Origin of the sequence: Acinetobacter sp. YH12095, from assembly GCF_013419245.1 — a bacterium.
In the GTDB taxonomy this organism is placed as follows: domain Bacteria; phylum Pseudomonadota; class Gammaproteobacteria; order Pseudomonadales; family Moraxellaceae; genus Acinetobacter; species Acinetobacter towneri.
The window spans coordinates 255,069-271,455 of record NZ_VPAL01000002.1; the positions used below are offsets into that span (position 1 = coordinate 255,069).

17 protein-coding genes, 1 tRNA gene and 1 pseudogene are annotated in these 16,387 nt (G+C 39.5%); 8 read left to right on the forward strand and 11 right to left on the reverse strand.

Annotated features, from left to right (window positions below; genetic code table 11):
• Positions 1 to 158: 158 nt before the first annotated feature.
• A complete protein-coding gene (gene map, locus FTU35_RS02860; protein ID WP_004972787.1) occupies positions 159 to 986 on the reverse strand; it encodes a type I methionyl aminopeptidase in 828 nt (275 codons plus the stop codon).
• Positions 987 to 1,194: 208 nt separating this feature from the next.
• Here map and rpsB point away from each other — a divergent pair, with 208 nt between their 5' ends.
• From rpsB to FTU35_RS02875, 3 genes are all read left to right on the forward strand, one after another.
• A complete protein-coding gene (gene rpsB / locus FTU35_RS02865; RefSeq protein WP_004972791.1) occupies positions 1,195 to 1,941 on the forward strand; it encodes a 30S ribosomal protein S2 in 747 nt (248 codons plus the stop codon).
• A gap of 143 nt (positions 1,942 to 2,084) precedes the next feature.
• Entirely contained in the window at positions 2,085 to 2,960 is an 876-nt protein-coding gene (tsf, locus tag FTU35_RS02870; RefSeq protein WP_004972793.1) for a translation elongation factor Ts, read from the forward strand.
• Positions 2,961 to 3,152: 192 nt separating this feature from the next.
• Positions 3,153 to 3,674, forward strand: coding sequence for a DUF3465 domain-containing protein (locus FTU35_RS02875; RefSeq protein WP_004972795.1), 522 nt, complete (start codon positions 3,153 to 3,155; stop codon positions 3,672 to 3,674).
• A 34-nt stretch (positions 3,675 to 3,708) separates the two neighbouring features.
• Here FTU35_RS02875 and FTU35_RS02880 read toward each other — a convergent pair whose 3' ends face one another.
• From FTU35_RS02880 to FTU35_RS02910, 7 genes are all read right to left on the reverse strand, one after another.
• On the reverse strand, positions 3,709 to 4,164 hold the full coding sequence (locus FTU35_RS02880) for a DUF962 domain-containing protein (RefSeq protein ID WP_180064481.1): 456 nt from the start codon (positions 4,162 to 4,164) through the stop codon (positions 3,709 to 3,711).
• Between the two features lie 231 nt (positions 4,165 to 4,395).
• Positions 4,396 to 5,004 (reverse strand): septal ring lytic transglycosylase RlpA family protein, encoded by a 609-nt coding sequence (locus FTU35_RS02885; protein WP_004972798.1) that lies wholly within the window; start codon positions 5,002 to 5,004, stop codon positions 4,396 to 4,398.
• Positions 5,005 to 5,298: 294 nt separating this feature from the next.
• Positions 5,299 to 6,300, reverse strand: a complete 1,002-nt coding sequence (gene mltB, locus FTU35_RS02890; protein ID WP_180064482.1) for a lytic murein transglycosylase B — start codon at positions 6,298 to 6,300, stop codon at positions 5,299 to 5,301.
• A 353-nt stretch (positions 6,301 to 6,653) separates the two neighbouring features.
• The gene (locus FTU35_RS02895; protein ID WP_168461179.1) at positions 6,654 to 7,304 is read right to left on the reverse strand and encodes a hypothetical protein; all 651 of its coding nucleotides are present in this window, start codon (positions 7,302 to 7,304) and stop codon (positions 6,654 to 6,656) included.
• A gap of 18 nt (positions 7,305 to 7,322) precedes the next feature.
• Positions 7,323 to 8,138 carry an NADPH-dependent 7-cyano-7-deazaguanine reductase QueF gene (gene queF / locus FTU35_RS02900; RefSeq protein WP_168418073.1) on the reverse strand — a complete coding sequence of 272 codons (816 nt, stop codon included), beginning with the start codon at positions 8,136 to 8,138 and terminating at the stop codon, positions 7,323 to 7,325.
• Positions 8,138 to 8,911 (reverse strand): ABC transporter permease, encoded by a 774-nt coding sequence (locus FTU35_RS02905; protein ID WP_168418074.1) that lies wholly within the window; start codon positions 8,909 to 8,911, stop codon positions 8,138 to 8,140. The genes queF and FTU35_RS02905 overlap by 1 nt, the downstream gene beginning before the upstream one ends.
• Positions 8,908 to 9,843, reverse strand: coding sequence for an ABC transporter ATP-binding protein (locus FTU35_RS02910; protein WP_180064483.1), 936 nt, complete (start codon positions 9,841 to 9,843; stop codon positions 8,908 to 8,910). Before FTU35_RS02910 ends, FTU35_RS02905 begins: the two co-directional genes overlap by 4 nt.
• 179 nt (positions 9,844 to 10,022) lie before the next feature.
• Between FTU35_RS02910 and FTU35_RS02915 the strand changes: the two genes are divergently transcribed.
• The 3 genes from FTU35_RS02915 to FTU35_RS02925 all read left to right on the forward strand — a co-directional run bounded on the left by FTU35_RS02915 (position 10,023) and on the right by FTU35_RS02925 (position 11,202).
• Positions 10,023 to 10,098, forward strand: a tRNA-Arg gene (locus FTU35_RS02915).
• Between the two features lie 156 nt (positions 10,099 to 10,254).
• Positions 10,255 to 10,452, forward strand: coding sequence for a hypothetical protein (locus tag FTU35_RS02920; protein WP_004972905.1), 198 nt, complete (start codon positions 10,255 to 10,257; stop codon positions 10,450 to 10,452).
• A 531-nt stretch (positions 10,453 to 10,983) separates the two neighbouring features.
• The gene (locus FTU35_RS02925; protein ID WP_004972907.1) at positions 10,984 to 11,202 is read left to right on the forward strand and encodes a hypothetical protein; all 219 of its coding nucleotides are present in this window, start codon (positions 10,984 to 10,986) and stop codon (positions 11,200 to 11,202) included.
• Positions 11,203 to 11,316: 114 nt separating this feature from the next.
• Here FTU35_RS02925 and FTU35_RS02930 read toward each other — a convergent pair whose 3' ends face one another.
• The 3 genes from FTU35_RS02930 to FTU35_RS02940 form a co-directional block, all read right to left on the reverse strand.
• On the reverse strand, positions 11,317 to 11,685 hold the full coding sequence (locus FTU35_RS02930) for a hypothetical protein (protein WP_373686807.1): 369 nt from the start codon (positions 11,683 to 11,685) through the stop codon (positions 11,317 to 11,319).
• Positions 11,686 to 11,914: 229 nt separating this feature from the next.
• Positions 11,915 to 12,631, reverse strand: a complete 717-nt coding sequence (locus tag FTU35_RS02935; RefSeq protein ID WP_179991609.1) for a hypothetical protein — start codon at positions 12,629 to 12,631, stop codon at positions 11,915 to 11,917.
• A gap of 109 nt (positions 12,632 to 12,740) precedes the next feature.
• Positions 12,741 to 13,439: an exonuclease domain-containing protein gene (locus FTU35_RS02940; RefSeq protein WP_026438378.1), complete on the reverse strand. Its 699-nt coding sequence runs from the start codon at positions 13,437 to 13,439 to the stop codon at positions 12,741 to 12,743.
• Between the two features lie 251 nt (positions 13,440 to 13,690).
• On the opposite strand from FTU35_RS02940, the pseudogene FTU35_RS02945 reads away from it, so the two are divergent.
• Positions 13,691 to 14,953: pseudogene (locus FTU35_RS02945) on the forward strand (alpha/beta fold hydrolase).
• A 177-nt stretch (positions 14,954 to 15,130) separates the two neighbouring features.
• The gene (glyA, locus tag FTU35_RS02950; RefSeq protein WP_019836649.1) at positions 15,131 to 16,384 is read left to right on the forward strand and encodes a serine hydroxymethyltransferase; all 1,254 of its coding nucleotides are present in this window, start codon (positions 15,131 to 15,133) and stop codon (positions 16,382 to 16,384) included.
• Positions 16,385 to 16,387: the final 3 nt, after the last annotated feature.

The following is a 16,387-nucleotide window of genomic DNA, read 5'->3' on the forward strand; positions in this document are numbered from 1 at the left end:
TTGTTTTATTGGATGGCTTTAAAGTTCTATTGGTTTGAAATAAAAAGATTTTATAGAAATTGTATGCGTTGAAATTAATAAAAAAGACCAGTCGGAACTGATCTTTTTGACATACGGGTTAAATTTTTAGCCAATGACAGATTTTGGCTGCAAACACGTTATGCAGTAAAGCGTGATAAATCTTCATCAGGGCGGGCAGTCAGCACTTCCAAGCCATCTTTGGTGACCAAAATGGTGTGTTCAAACTGTGCCGATAATTTGTGGTCTTTGGTCACCACTGTCCATTTATCGCCAAGTAATTTGGTTTGCCATACGCCTGCATTGACCATTGGTTCAATGGTAAAAGTCATACCTTCTTCTAAAATCATGCCTGTGTTGGCTTGACCATAGTGCAATACTTGTGGCTCATCGTGGAAGGTCGTCCCAATACCATGACCGCAATATTCACGTACCACGCTAAAGCGTTCAGATTCAACATATTTTTGAATCGCATGACCAATATCACCAATGGTTGAACCGGGTTTAACGGTTGCCATACCGCGATACATCGCTTCTTGGGCAACTTTGCATAAACGATTGGCTAAAATGGAAGTTTCACCACCCACGATATACATCATATTGGTATCGCCGTGGAAACCATCTTTAATGACTGTGACATCAATATTTAAAATATCGCCTTTCTTCAGCACTTTACTTTCTGACGGAATACCGTGACAAACCACATGGTTAACCGATGTGCAAATGGTGTGTTGGAATGCTGGACGACCCGGAGCAGCACCATAACCTAAACAGGCAGGAATAGCTTGTTGTTGATTGACAATATAGTCATGGCAAATCGTATCCAGTTCGAGCGTAGTAACGCCTGGTTTAACGTGTGCTTTGATCATCTCCAAAACTTCTGCCGCCAGTCGTCCTGCCACGCGCATTTTTTCAATATCTTCTGCGGTTTTGATGAGTCGACGAGGTGCTTGATAAGTTGTGTTCATGATCTTTAAAAACTTTTGGAAATTTGTGTGTGACTATGGTATAAATAGCCGCCCATTTTATCAAATGCTTTTTATGAATATGTTTCAAAGAGCTTGGTAAAAGGGAAATTAAAAATCCGCACATATATCGTCACATTACTCTGGGTGCCCTTTGGGGTGGAGAATGCGGATATATGGAGGCCTAACCCAAACATTTAAGGTAAAGAAAATGGCAGATTACAACGTAAGCATGCGCGACCTTCTTCAAGCTGGCGCACACTTTGGTCACCAAACACGTTTCTGGAACCCAAAGATGCGTCAATACATCTTTGGTGCGCGTAACAAAATTCACATCATCAACCTTGAACACACTGTTCCTGCGTTAAATGATGCTTTGAACTTTGCAAACCAATTGGCTAGCAAAAAGAACAAAGTTTTGTTCGTTGGTACAAAACGTGCTGCTTCTGCAATCATCCGTGAACAAGCTCAACGCGCTGGTCAACCGTATGTAGATCACCGTTGGTTAGGTGGTATGTTGACGAACTGGAAAACACTTCGCCAATCTATCAGCCGTTTAAAAGATCTTCAAGTTCAGTCTACTGACGGTACTTTTGCTAAGCTTACTAAACGTGAAGCTTTAGAGCGTAGCCGTGAAATGGAAAAACTTGAGCGCGCTTTAGGCGGTGTGAAAAACATGGGTGGTTTACCTGACGCATTATTCGTAATTGACGTTGATCACGAAGCAATTGCAATTAAAGAAGCTAAAAACTTAGGTATTCCTGTAATCGGTATCGTAGATACAAACTCTAACCCAGACAACGTAGACTACGTTATTCCGGGTAACGACGATGCGATCCGTGCAGTAACACTTTACGCTTCTTCAATGGCTGATGCGATCATTGCTGGTAAAGAATACGCTCAAACTCAAGCCAATGCTCAAGCAAAAGGCGAAGAAGCTCCTGCTTCTGAGGCTTAATGCGTTTTGACGTAAGCTTGTCATTTTTGCGACATGTGATGGTGGCAAAGTAAGCGTCATGTATGCAGACGGCCCAAGAGACACCCTCTGGGCCGTTTCTGTTAAAAAAAGAATTCATTTTCTACCGATTTTAGGAGATAAACATGACTGCAGTTACAGCAAGCATGGTTAAAGAATTGCGTGATCGTACTGGTCTAGCAATGATGGAATGTAAAAAAGCATTAACAGAAGCGGGCGGTGACATCGAATTAGCGATTGACAACCTTCGTAAATCTGGTCAAGCAAAAGCTGCTAAAAAAGCAGGTAACATTGCTGCTGACGGTGCAATCACAATCGTTCAAGAAGGCAACAAAGCGATTCTTTTAGAAGTAAACTGTCAAACTGACTTCGTTGCAAAAGACGAAAACTTTGCTGGTTTCTCTGCGAAAGTTGCTGCTGCTGCTCTTGCTGCAAACGAAACTGATGCTGCTAAAATTGCTGAACTTAAACTTGAAGATGGCGCAACTGTTGAAGAAACACGTGTTGCACTTGTTCAAAAAATTGGTGAAAACATCCAAGTTCGTCGTGCACAAATCGTTGAAGGTGAAAACCTTGCTGTGTACAAGCACGGTTTAAAAATCGGTGTTGTTGTTTCTTACACAGGTGATGCTGCGACTGGTAAAGGTATTGCAATGCACGTTGCTGCATTCAACCCAGTTGCTGTTACTGCTGAACAAGTTCCTGCTGATCTTATCGCTAAAGAGAAAGAAATTGCAGAAGCGAAAGCAGTTGAATCTGGTAAGCCTGCAAACATCGTAGAGAAGATGGTAACTGGTTCAGTTGAAAAATACTTGAACGAAGTTGCGCTTGATCGTCAAATGTACGTAATTGACAACGAGAAGAAAGTTGCTGAAGTATTAAAAGCAACTGGTACAACTGTTGCTCAATTCGTTCGTTTCGAAGTAGGCGAAGGTATTGAGAAAAAAGCAGAAATGAGCTTCGCTGAAGAAGTTGCTGCTGCTCAAGCTGCTGCAAAATAATTTTTACTTAAGGTAAAATATTTTGTAAGGAAAGCCCCAATTTATTTTGGGGCTTTTTTGTGAATATAGATTTTGGCAATATGCAATCGTGGCATAAATATTGAGATGAAGATTAAAGATATTAATTTTAAATCAGTATGTTACGAATAATTGACTTAATCGTATAGGGTGGAATCAGAACAAGAAGGTTATATGGCAAATAAAAAGAATTTAAGCATCGGCGCAATTATTGTAGTGCTAATTGCTGCATTTTTTGGCATAGATTTACAGCAGTTTCAGTCTGAAACATCAAATGCACCATCTACAAGTACTGCTCGCACATCGCAAACTGAAAAAGAGCAGTTAGACGTACAGCGAGATGCGCTGCAAGATGATGCTCAGGGTGTTCAGCTGATTGAACGTGCGTTTGAGCGCAAACAGAGCGATTTACAAGTCCGTGCGAGTGGGCAGGTCATTGCAGTGTTAGCGGATGACAACGAAGGCTCACGTCATCAAAAATTTATTTTAAAACTGAATAATGGGCAAACTGTATTGGTTGCACATAATATTGATCTTGCACCACGAATTACCAATATTGCAAAAGGTGATACTGTTGAGTTTTTTGGTGAATATGAATACTCAGATAAGGGTGGGGTGATTCACTGGACGCATCATGATCCAGCAAATAAACACGTGGGCGGATGGTTAAAACATCAAGGAAGAACCTATCAATAACGGTTCTTCCGATAACGAAAATAGGATATAGCGTTTAAATGCTCATAATTCTGTTTTTACGACGTGTTTTCCAAGAGGGTAGGATTTTACCTAAATAGGCATCCATGCACCAAATTGGGCCAATGAGAAGGAATTGGAGGTCTTTGAAGAATGAAGGCTTTTTCCCTTCAACTTTGTGACCATAAAACTGCCCAATCCACGCCAAAACAAAAATTGCGATATAAAAACCCATTCCAACAGGCAAAACATAAATCAGCCATGCCATTACCAGCATTAATGCTGCCATTGCAACTGCAAGAACCAAGTCTAAACGTGCATAAAAAATAAAACTGAGCACCAGAAGTAATGTTGTTAGTAAAGCGCTGAAATGCGCCAAGATGCCGACAATCGAAAAAAAGATCGTAGGTACGCACACCCAGTGAATTAATTTATTGGTTTTATTTTGATGGCTCTCGCTGTATTCATCTAGCCACTCGCTTACTGTCTTCATGTGCTACTCCTGTAGACCGATCATCCGTTGTTATTGTTTGACTGTCTAAAATATAACTGAGAACAGTGAGGCGGTCAAAACAGTATTCATATTTTCAAAATGAAGTGGCAACAAAATTTGTGTGGATCATCTTTGTGCAGACATGCATGGGATGACTGTAAATCTTACAGGCATTAAAAAAGCCACATTGCTGTGGCTTTCAAGTCAAATGTGAAGTCGTGTAAGCGAATCTTAAGAGTTTGGACCGTCAATACGCTCAATGCTTACTTTGGCAGTACCTGCATTGGTGATGCCCAATTGTTTTGCAGCGCCATAAGAAAGATCGAGTACACGGTTGCCATGGAATGGACCACGGTCATTTACTTTAACTACAACGCTTTTACCATTGTTTTTATTGGTTACGCGAATATAGCAGTTTAGCGGCAGGCTACGGTGTGCAGCAGTCATTGCGTTCATGTCGAACGTTTCACCGCTTGCAGTTTTACGACCGTGGAATTGACGACCATACCAAGACGCCATACCTGTTTGGCTAAATTTACGTACAGTATTTGAAGCCACAGTGTTTAACTTCTCAATCACTGAAGGCTCTTCTGCAGGAATTTCAATTTTCGCTGCAATCGTTTGACGACGAATTTGGTCGCCTGAACGTTCGGTGATTGAAAGGCTGTTTAAATTTGAGAAATGTGAATTAAAACTTTGAGCTTCTTTATTGAGTACACGTGCAGCAAGGCTAGATGACTCATTATCATTATTGAATGATGATTGCACCATTTCAGCTTGCGACTGACTTAGGGCAACAGCTGCAGAAAGTGCAAGTAAGTATTTAAGTGAACTATGCATGGTTTGAACTCCTGAAGACAGAATTTTTAACTTATTTCGCTCTTAACTGATTGAAATAGTGGTAATCCTGTCTGTAATTTCACTTTTTTGACTACATTTGACGAAATGGATAATATTCATCCCTTACCAAAGGTGTCTAGTCTTTATACGAAAATAATGACAAAAAGTACCAAAAAACAACTTTGTTTGATTAAAAAATAATCAATATTGTAACAATATATTTAAAAAGATGATTTTGTGATCAAATTGTTAAAAATATTTCTTGACTTTACTTGTTTGGTTTGGGTGTGGGGTTTATCGGCTGGCAATTTCAGTACCGAGTAACCATAACGCAGTTGCATACATACGGCTGCGGTTATAGGTCGTAATCACCTGAAAATTTGGGTAGGTTATATAGTAGATATGACCATAATTTTCTTGTAATTGAATGACATTGACCAAGTCGAGGTCATCTATTTGCACAATTGGATTCATTGGCATCACGCCTTGCGATTTTAAGACACCATAAGGTGTAGGTAAGGTTAAATCTTTGGCAATCACGCTGTCAGGATTGTTACCTGTATAACGTGCTGCAAATGCAATGGGTTGATTTCGCTGCCAGCCATGCTGTGCCAAGTAATTTGCAATTGAGCCAATCGCATCTACTGCTGAATTACGAAGGTCGATATGACCGTTGCCATCATAATCCACCCCAAATTTTGGAATGTTGCTTGGCATGAATTGAGGGTAGCCGACTGCACCTGCATAAGAGCCGACCACAGAAGAGGTTGGAATACCATCTTTATATGACCATGCAATGAGTGCAGCGAGTTCATCTTTGAAGTATTCAGCACGACGTTCGTAGCCAAAACCTAACGTTGCTAAAGCGTCACGAGTAATAAATGAACCTTTATTGCTGCCAAAGCCTGTTTCTACGCCCAATATACCTAATATGATGGCTTGTGGCACACCAAACTGCTGCTCAGCACGATTGAGTGTATCTGCATACTGCTGTTTAAAACGTACACCACGCTGAATAGTGCTTTCTGCAAGGAAATTCGTTTTATAGGCATACCAAGGCTTACTTTCGCCTGGACGGTTCATAATATTGATGATATTGGGTAAATTTTTAGAACCATTCATTGCCCAGTCAACTTGCGCTTCGCTCAAGCCATAAGTTTGCATCGTTTTTTGTTTAAAACTGGCATAAGACGGATGTTGCTGAAAATCATTGGCCTGACAGAAACTGGTGATAGAAAATGCACCGATCAGTAAAGAAACACGTTTTAGTTTGTTATAAAAATCAAGTTTGAACATATTGGGCAAAATTCCAAATTGATGATTTGCACAACTTATTTATATGCAGTAAATAAGTTTGTACTTATATAGAAGAAGAGGTCTTAGATTGACCTTAAAGCGCTAAAGCGAAGTCAGCGGCTAAGATAGCATTCAAGCGCGCTTGCTTTGTAAAAACTTATACAAAAATAGACAAAGAATGTGTAAAAAGCGCGCAGGATTTGTAACAAAGTTAAAACGCATCACAAAAACTTGCTGCAATTGTCTAAAAACGGACAGATTTGACAGTATTTATTCTCCGAATAAAAATGCCTGATCGAAATCAGGCATTTTGTCAGTTCATTACATGATTAAGATGTATGTACGTATCTATATTAAGGATGGAATAAAGTGTCGTGATATTCCGCTAATACCATCAGCTCTTCTTTGTTAAGATTTGGAATGATTTTATCAACAGCAATATGAACGGCTTTAATTACCGCAGCAGCACCGATATCTGCAGCTTTACGTTTAATCATGCCTAAATCTAAGGTTTTATTAAAGTCGCTCATAAAGTGACGTACTGTCGCTTCTGCGAACTGTTTATACAGTTCAGTTAAAGCCGCTTTATTGACTTCATTGCCTGCTTGAATTTCGGCATAGTTGTGTTTAAGGCTGGTCACCAAACTCGCATCTAGTGTTTCTCCGATGCGTGCATTGCCTGCCGCATCTTTAAAGCTACTACGCTCAGAAAATTCAATCGATTGTTTGACGACATCATTTGGTGCTTTGCTTAATAATTGTTTAAGCAATACCGCAACGGTAGATTTGATATAACCCGCAAGTTTTTCGGCAGTGTCACGCTTATCACTGGCAGGAAAACGGCGTACCAACTCCGTTAAAATTGCATCAATGATTTCATCATTAATCATGAGTGCTGTTTTGTCACGAAGCGGGTACAGCGGTTCACTTGAATTTTTTTTCTGTTGTGCAGTTTCAATTGTATTTAATAATTCTGCAGATGGAATAAATCCAAAAAATGGCATTGTAAAACCTCAATGTTTTTATTGTCGCGCTAAACGAATAGGGCGAGGCATCCATGTTAAGTCCGATACACGACATGGGTTAATGTCTAAACCACCACGACGTGTATAGGTTGCATATACCATCAACTTTTCTGGTGCAAATTTTTGCCAAATATCTGCAAACATTTGTTCCACGCATTGTTCGTGAAAACCATTATGCTGACGATATGAAATAATATAAGCCAAAATACTGCGATAACAAGGTTTTTTGCCTTGATAACGGATAAAAACTGTACCCCAGTCAGGTTGTCCAGTGACTGGGCAATTACTGCGCAATAAATGAGAGTAAAGTTGTACCTCTACATCTTCTGCCTGTTCTAAATCAAACTGTAATAAGCTTGGATCAGGATGTTGCTCCAAGCGTTCAGGACTAAGTTGATCTATGCAAATGCCCTCAGGCTGACTGATGGCTAAATCATCAACCTGAAATAGCGTTAGCGTAACTGGTGCTTCTGCTGCTGCAGTTAAATCATGCTCTACCGTTTCAATAAAATTGGCAGGAGATTGAAAACGGGTAAAGTTCATACTGTTGAAGTAAAGCTTTAGCGATTTAGATTCAATCAGGTTAGGCGAGGATGCAGGTAAGCTAATACGACCAATCGCAACCTGAGGGACACCTTCAGCATTTAGCCAAGAAATTTCAAAAACGTGCCACCAGTCCTGACCGAGTTGGATGCCTTCAACGTCAGCATATTTTTCACGTGCAGCCGCACGTGAAATAGGGAATAAAATATCGGGTTGATATTCGGTTGGGTAGTTGGTGTCTTTACCAAGGAGAGATTGTTCAACACTCATTATTCACGCATTCCTGAGCCACGAGAAAGTAAATGATAGGCGATGCCATACAGCGCGGCACAGCATAGTGTAATCACTGTGAGTGAAATCGTCACGTTTACATCGCTATGACCTAGAATGCCGTAACGGAACGCATTGACCATATACACGACTGGGTTAATTAAAGATAAGTTTTGCCAAAATGGACTGAGAGCGCTAATTGCATAGAACACACCGCCTAAATACGTCAGGGGTGTTAAAACAAACGTTGGAATAATGGAAATATCATCAAAAGATTTGGCATAGACTGCATTAATAAAGCCACCTAAAGAAAACAAAAAGGAGGTGATTAAAACAGTATAAATAGTCACGAACCAATTGGTAATATAAAGGTCTGTAAAGAAAAGGCTCATTGCTGTCACAATAATGCCGACCAATACACCACGGCAGACGCCACCCAATACATAGCCCCATAAAATGGCATGTAAAGGTACAGGACTCATAATCAGCTCTTCAATGCTTTTTTGGAATTTTGCACTAAAAAAACTTGAAGATACGTTGGCATAACTGTTGGTGATGACAGCCATCATAATTAAGCCAGGCACAATAAATTGCATATAGCTAAAGCCGCCCATTTCACCAATACGTGAGCCAACCAAATTACCAAAGATTACGAAGTACAAACTCATGGTGATGGCAGGTGGTAATAAGGTTTGCGGCCAAATCCGCATAAAACGACGAATTTCTTTATGAACTAAGGTGTAGAGTGCAATACGCAGTTGGGTAAAATTCATTGCGCAGCTCCATCTAAATTCTTTTCGACCATTTTGACAAATAACTCTTCTAGACGGTTCGACTTGTTTCGCATACTGCGCACCCGAATACCTTGTGCTTCTAACAGTTGGAACAAATCGTTTAGGCTATGGGCTTTATCCATAGTCACTTCTAAAGTCACTGCATCGATTAGATTGAAGCGAACCCCAATAATGTCCAGTTCAATCGGTTGAATTGGTTCAGCTAAATCAAAAATAAAAGATTCTTCATTGAGTTGATTGAGGAAGTTTTTCATAGAGGTGTCTTCTTTAATCACACCACGGTCAATAATTGCAATGCGACGACACAGCATTTCTGCTTCTTCTAAATAGTGTGTGGTTAGAATGATAGATGTGCCTTTATCATTCATCTCTGTGAGAAAATCCCACATAGAACGACGTAATTCGATGTCAACGCCTGCAGTTGGTTCATCTAAAATCAGTAATTTCGGTTCATGCATCATGGCACGTGCAATCATTAAACGACGCTTCATGCCGCCAGACAGCATTCGCGATTGAGTGGCACGTTTATCCCACAAACCCAGTTTTTCTAAATATTCTTCGGCACGTTGTTCGGCAATTTTTTTAGGGATACCGTAATAGCCTGCTTGTGTGACCAAAATATCAAACGTCTTTTCAAACTGACCGAAGTTAAATTCTTGCGGCACAACTCCTAAGCACTGCTTGGCTTGAGATGGTTGTGTATCCAGATTGTGCCCAAAAATTTCTACCGTGCCTGCCGTTTTTTTGGTGAGAGAACTGATGATGCTAATGGTTGTAGATTTACCTGCACCATTGGGTCCAAGTAGGGCATAAAACTCGCCTTCAGGAACGGTCAAATTAATTCCTTTCAGTGCTTGGAAACCATTTCGATAGGTCTTTGACACGTCCCTTAACGTCAATGCATCAGTCATGAAATTCTCACTTGAGGAATAGAGCCACTATTGTGAGCGATCTGCGCCAATAAACCAAGTAAGTTAGATGGAATTCTATGTTGCAAGTTTGGAACATTGTTTAAAGCATAAGCATAAAAATACGTAACTTATATATAGTTGCTTTACCTTCAGCAATTTTTTGTTATGATGTGCAGCGCGCGCTCATAGCTCAACTGGATAGAGTACAGGTCTCCGAAGCCTGTGGCGTGGGTTCGAGTCCCGCTGAGCGCACCAAATTAGTATATAAGCATTGAACTGTAATATAAAAAATAGTTGAAAAGTATATAAAAAATTAAGATAAACATTCGATCTTATTTGCCATAGCCTGATCACGTTTTTCAGCATATAAAACTCACATATTTTAAAACTGAAAAATCTGAGGGCAGCTTCGTGGGCTATATCGTTAAACTCATTCCAGAAAACTTATATTTTGTTCCGCATGATAATGAAATTGGTACCACGGAATTTCGCAGTAAAGCCGTCGCAGAAGGTTTGTTCTACGATTATGCTGAAGCAACAGCAATGGTAAAGCTATACAATAAAGATATGCTGCAAGATGTTGATTATGAAATTGAGTTAATTGAATAATCGTCGACTTCTTATTATTTGAAAGTATCGCCAAGTTATGCAGAAGCTAATCGCAAAGCTGGAGCTTTTAACCGCATAAAATTATGCCGTAACTGAAAATTAAATCAATTGAAATTTTGCTGTGTGAATGTGTTGAAATGTAGTGGGCTATTGCAGCAAAAAATAAGTTTCACTATATTAAAACTACAGTAGGTCATTCAATGTAATAGACGCTACGATGCAGTTGGACGGATCAATGACAGCTCGTTGAGTTTGTAACTCTTGTTCAAACAATAAAATCAGCACTAGCCTTCCAACATAAAAAACTCGCAGCAATGCGAGTTTTTTCTGTGCTAGAATGAAAAACAAGCAAATTTACTGTGGTTTTGTAATTTGTAAATAAAATTTTAAAAAATATGTGTTTGAATTTATTAGATAATTTAAATTTAGTTTAAAAAAATACTACATTGTCAAACAATCTAACAACTCACTTTTTTAAAAAATTTATAAGCTATGGTATAAAAAATTTCCGTCAAGAAAAAGGGAACAACAATGACGCAAATCATCGATATTAAAGTTAAAGACCAGTTTAGCCATATTTACGAAGCAAAAGCATTGCTACGTAATATCCCAGAAACTTCATTGGCAGCGGGTTTGGCACTATTTCACAAAATTGAACACATTATTGTGGAAGGTGAAGTGATTTTACCAAGCATCGAACTTTTGTTTGAAAGCCGCGAGTCTGATAGTATTTTCCGTGTGTTGGAGTAAATATTTGTGAGACTACTTTATTTTTAGAAAAGCTCATTTCGATGAGCTTTTTTGTGCGCAGGATTTTTAAAGCACACGTAAATAAAGTGCTCATTAAGTGTAAAACATATCGCTTTAAACCGTCTGATCTTCTACAAGTTGGATATTTACATCGTATTTATCAAACTCTTGAATAATTTTTTGAATGACCGCTTGCCCAATGTCATCATCGGGTTGAAAACTCAACTCTTGATTGGTTTGACTATCAAAACATTCAATTTGCAAGATTTGCCAGAGCTGGGCATCTGTACTTTGTTGAATCACTATGCGTCGCGGTTGTAAATGTGCTGAAATTTGACGCGGCAACACATTGGTAATCGCTAACTGTATTTGGCATTCCTGATCTTTTGGGCTTAAAAAGGTAATCACCCAATTGCCAACTTTACTGAGTTGCATTGGATTGTCATAAGCATCAAACGCTAAAAAAAATGCATGATTCATCATGACCCTGTGCCTCAACAATTCTGGAAAATACTATATCGCTGATTTTTATGAGTCGGGGCTATGCCGCTAAAGTCTTAGCTTTTATAGGGATAATGAATCTAAGGTTTAGATGTGGATTTATATGTGTTTTTAAAGTGTTGAAAAGTAATAAAAATAAATTAATCCATATATCCCTGAGCATGGTTTTAATTGTTAAAAAGACTTAAAACTAAGTAAAAAAATCTAAGCTTTAAGTCGGATTAAGCTTTTGTAGGGAGTGATTGATTTGCTGCAAAATCTGATTGAGTGCTTTTGGCGGCAAACGAGTTTCTTGTAAAGAGGTAATCCATTGCATTTGGCAGAGTTTTAAGCTGCGAATATCCTGAGCTTGTAAAATTCGCTGAATCAGTTGTTTTGCCATTAATCCACAATGACGCTGCAAAGTATCCATCATGAGAAATTTTACATCTTCAAAACTCAAAGCGGTAATTTCAGGCTGTATTTCTGCTTGGGGTTCAGGTTGTTCAGCGGGCTGTTCTGTATTGATGGCAGCTGCAACACGTGCTTCTAAATATGCAGGAACTGAATTTACTTGAAGATGTTGGGTGTGGATTGGTTCTGCCAAACTTTCAGCATGCGCTTGCGGGGTGCTGCTTGCAAGTTGGCTATGAATTTCTGTGTGTAAAGTGGTAGATGATGCCTCTGGCGCTTGTTGCAGCAAAATCTCAGCCGTTTGCTCTTGGTGTTGCAAAGTGTCTTGCTCAAGCGCAGCAGGGGCAATCAGGTGCATATCTAATAGCTGTTCAATCAATTCAGGTGGTGCAAGACGTTGCTTGAACTGATCTCCGAGTAAATCAAAATCTTCAGTACCAATCAGTACCAATAAACGACGTTGACGTGCATTTAAATCACGTGTGCGCTGTTGTAATGCATCTAGACCGAGTTGAGTTTTTTGATAATTAAACATGAGCCTTAATTTATTTCCCCAATAAATTAAGGCAAAGCATAGACTTTGAAAATTACAATAATATGAATAATTTATGACAGGTAAATGCAATAAGATTCACTTGAAACATTTATAAAGTCAAAATACTGGTATTTTCGAGCGCCTTGCGTAAGTAAGGATCTAAATCTTCTTGTCTTAATAACCATTGCACATAATCGGCAGGAAGGTCAGCAATTGCCGTACCACGATGTTTACCAAAATTGATAATTTGTGGAATACGTGCTTCTTCTGAGGCAGTGTAGAGTTCTTCAATACTTTGAATTTGTAATTGGTGAACTTCGTGCATCAAAATATTGGCCGTTAAAATAATATCCATATCGGCACGATGCGCTTTTTTAATCATATCACGCGCTTTTTCGCTGCCTTTGGTAATCATATAAATTAAAGCTGAAATATTGTGTGCTTCAGCATTCGGCCATACACGACGTGCAAGTGCTAAAGTGCAAATGGCTTTAATTTTAGAAGTATCCACACCACATTTTTCTAAAGCGCGAATATCGTAATCAATATTATGCCCAATAATATAGGTGGTTTCGGCAGGTAATTCGAAACTACTGTAATGCGGTTGATCAATTAAATCTGATTCTAAAATATGATGTACCGCCATCGCTGCGAATGAAATTGGCTCATCGACTTGATATAACTGATCGAAAATTTGACTTTTATCTAGACTGATTTTGCCATCTTGAATTTGAATGGGGGCGTAGGCAATCTCAATGGGTTGTCCATTTAAAGTATGGGTTTCAGTGTCGAGAATAATTGCCTGCATGTCCTGATTCGCTTGCGTCATTCAATAAAAATGCAATCTAACATTAGCCGCTGCGTATGACAAATTGAATTGAAATTTAATAGGCACTTGTATATGTGATCAATTTACTGATTTTTACCGTAAGTGTTTAATTTTAAATAAAATACACTTGCATATTAATTGTTGAAATCTTGCCTGATACGATAAAAAAGCGTACAAATAAAGATTGCGAAGGATGCAATTAATAAGAATATGAAGACAAGGGTAAGCAAATGAAAAAAATATGGTTAAGCGTGGCTTTGGCCAGCAGCAGTTTGTTTTTAACCGCCTGTAATGATGATCATGACGATACGAGTGTTGTGGTTGTTGAGGATGGTATTCCGAAATATAATTTTAGTGCCTCAGTCGTGAAAACAGAGCTTTATCGGGATCAGGGTGAAAATGCGAATAATCTTTTAAATGCAGTGAGTTCATCTAAAACATTGATGACATATAAAATGTTAGGTGTAAATGGACGGGAAACTCAAGCAACTGCACTTGTTTTTACCCCTCAAACAGTTAAACCTACGGGCGGATGGCCACTTGTAGTTTGGGCACATGGCACAACAGGCGTGGCAGATGCGTGTGCACCAAGTCGTCAAGGTTTAAATGGAAATGAGTACTTCATTGCTAAACTATTGGCAGCAGGTTATGCCGTTGTTGCACCCGACTACGAAGGTTTAGGCGAACCGAGTGGTAAAGAATTACATCCATTCTTGAATTTAAAAAGTGCAGCTTATTCGATTACAGATGCTGTTGTCGCTGCAAGCAAGCTTTTGGGTAATACTGCAGAAACGCGATGGAGTGTAGTTGGACATTCACAGGGTGGACATGCGGCTTTAGGTGCAGCACAGTATGCATCGCGGGCGCAGTTAAATTATAAGGGTGCCATAGCTATCGCACCTGCATCAAATTTAGCGTTGGTATTGGCGGGTGGTGAACAAAAAGCGGCTCAAGAGCCAGATGTAATAAAGAAAGCACAGACACTTGTGTCACTAGATACGTTTACTGCTCTAATTGCTGCGGGGCTAAGAAATACTGCTCCAACCTTGCAATATTCTGAAATATTTGTGTGACCAACAGATCAACTTGCTGCTCAGGCAGAGTCTATCTGTTATGAGGCATTAGGTGAGAGTATGGCTCAGTCAATGCTAACGCATGTAAAGACGTATGGAACATTGGATGGTTATCCACGTACTCAACCAAATTTCATGACGACCATCCCTGAAGTTAAAGATTTCTTAACCAATGATTCACAGCCATTAAAAGTGAAAATCAGTACGCCTATATTTATTTATCAAGGAACGGCTGACCCAACTGTACCGAAACAAGTCACGGATTACTTGGTTCAGTCAGCTCAAGGGATGGGAACTAAAATTCATTACGTCACTGATCAGGATTTACCTGTAGAGCAAAAATGGAACCATGGTACTGTGTATGTGAATAATATGGATGAGATTGTCAAAGATGTTCAATCACTAATGCCTATTCAATAAGTTGTTGAATTACGATAAAGATTGATTTGACCTAAAATAGCTCGTGTTTTATCTGAAACATGAGCTATTTTTATGTAAAACTGAGCAAAGTTCATTCTCTCAGTTCACAAACTTTATGCTACAATACGCGCCAATCTTAGCACGGCTTAAAAGCCCTAAATTAATAGGACCTCGCTAATGTTTGCCAATATTTCTATTGCCGAATTTGATCCAGAATTAGCTCAAGCGATCACCAATGAAGATGCGCGCCAAGAAGCTCATATTGAGTTAATTGCTTCTGAAAACTACTGCTCACCTGCAGTAATGGAAGCTCAAGGTTCAAAACTTACCAATAAATATGCAGAAGGCTACCCAGGCAAACGCTACTACGGCGGTTGCGAATACGTAGATATTATTGAACAATTGGCGATTGACCGTGCTAAAGAACTCTTTGGTGCAGATTATGCTAACGTTCAACCACACGCTGGTTCACAAGCAAACTCTGCAGTTTACTTAGCTTTACTTAACCCAGGCGACACTGTGTTAGGTATGAGCTTGGCACATGGTGGTCACTTGACTCATGGTGCAAAAGTAAGCTTCTCAGGTAAAACATATAACGCTATCCAATATGGTTTAAACCCAGAAACTGGCGAAATTGATTACGAAGAAGTTGAGCGTTTAGCGCTTGAACACAAACCACGCATGATTGTTGCGGGTTTCTCTGCGTATAGCCAAATTGTAGATTGGCAGCGTTTCCGCGACATCGCAGACAAAGTTGGTGCTTATTTATTTGTAGATATGGCACACGTAGCAGGTCTAGTGGCTGCTGGTGTATATCCGAACCCTGTGCAAATTGCTGACGTAACGACTACTACTACACACAAAACATTGCGTGGTCCACGTTCTGGTCTAATTCTTGCGAAAGCAAACGAAGAGATCGAGAAAAAATTACAATCTGCTGTGTTCCCTGGTAACCAAGGTGGTCCATTGGTACACGCAGTTGCAGCAAAAGCAATTTGTTTTAAAGAAGCAATGGCGCCTGAATACAAAGCGTATCAACAACAAGTTGTTAAAAATGCGCAAGCGATGGCTGAAGTTCTTATTGAACGTGGTTATGATGTAGTATCTGGTGGTACGAAAAACCACTTGTTCTTGCTTTCTTTAATCAAGCAAGATATTACAGGTAAAGATGCAGATGCATGGTTAGGTGCTGCGCACATTACTGTAAACAAAAACTCTGTACCGAACGATCCACGTTCTCCATTTGTAACTTCTGGTATCCGTATCGGTACTCCAGCGGTAACTACACGTGGTTTTGGTGAAGCAGAAGTACGTGATCTTGCAGGTTGGATTGCAGACATTCTTGACAGCAAAGGTGACGAAGCTGTAATTAATACTGTAAAAGCAAAAGTTGAAGCTGTTTGCGCGAAATTCCCAGTTTACGCAAAATAAGCA

Excerpts from the sequence above, each read along its gene's own strand:
- FTU35_RS02880 (WP_180064481.1), bottom strand. The coding sequence starts at position 4,164 with ATGAAGACAGTAAGCGAGTGGCTAGATGAATACAGCGAGAGCCATCAA.
- mltB (WP_180064482.1), bottom strand. The coding sequence starts at position 6,300 with ATGTTCAAACTTGATTTTTATAACAAACTAAAACGTGTTTCTTTACTG.
- FTU35_RS02910 (WP_180064483.1), bottom strand. The coding sequence starts at position 9,843 with ATGACTGATGCATTGACGTTAAGGGACGTGTCAAAGACCTATCGAAAT.
- FTU35_RS02930 (WP_373686807.1), bottom strand. The coding sequence starts at position 11,685 with ATGATGAATCATGCATTTTTTTTAGCGTTTGATGCTTATGACAATCCA.
- FTU35_RS02905 (WP_168418074.1), bottom strand. The coding sequence starts at position 8,911 with ATGAATTTTACCCAACTGCGTATTGCACTCTACACCTTAGTTCATAAA.
- FTU35_RS02895 (WP_168461179.1), bottom strand. The coding sequence starts at position 7,304 with ATGCCATTTTTTGGATTTATTCCATCTGCAGAATTATTAAATACAATT.
- FTU35_RS02875 (WP_004972795.1), top strand. The coding sequence starts at position 3,153 with ATGGCAAATAAAAAGAATTTAAGCATCGGCGCAATTATTGTAGTGCTA.
- map (WP_004972787.1), bottom strand. The coding sequence starts at position 986 with ATGAACACAACTTATCAAGCACCTCGTCGACTCATCAAAACCGCAGAA.
- FTU35_RS02935 (WP_179991609.1), bottom strand. The coding sequence starts at position 12,631 with ATGTTTAATTATCAAAAAACTCAACTCGGTCTAGATGCATTACAACAG.
- rpsB (WP_004972791.1), top strand. The coding sequence starts at position 1,195 with ATGGCAGATTACAACGTAAGCATGCGCGACCTTCTTCAAGCTGGCGCA.
- queF (WP_168418073.1), bottom strand. The coding sequence starts at position 8,138 with ATGAGTGTTGAACAATCTCTCCTTGGTAAAGACACCAACTACCCAACC.
- tsf (WP_004972793.1), top strand. The coding sequence starts at position 2,085 with ATGACTGCAGTTACAGCAAGCATGGTTAAAGAATTGCGTGATCGTACT.
- FTU35_RS02925 (WP_004972907.1), top strand. The coding sequence starts at position 10,984 with ATGACGCAAATCATCGATATTAAAGTTAAAGACCAGTTTAGCCATATT.
- FTU35_RS02940 (WP_026438378.1), bottom strand. The coding sequence starts at position 13,439 with ATGCAGGCAATTATTCTCGACACTGAAACCCATACTTTAAATGGACAA.
- glyA (WP_019836649.1), top strand. The coding sequence starts at position 15,131 with ATGTTTGCCAATATTTCTATTGCCGAATTTGATCCAGAATTAGCTCAA.
- FTU35_RS02885 (WP_004972798.1), bottom strand. The coding sequence starts at position 5,004 with ATGCATAGTTCACTTAAATACTTACTTGCACTTTCTGCAGCTGTTGCC.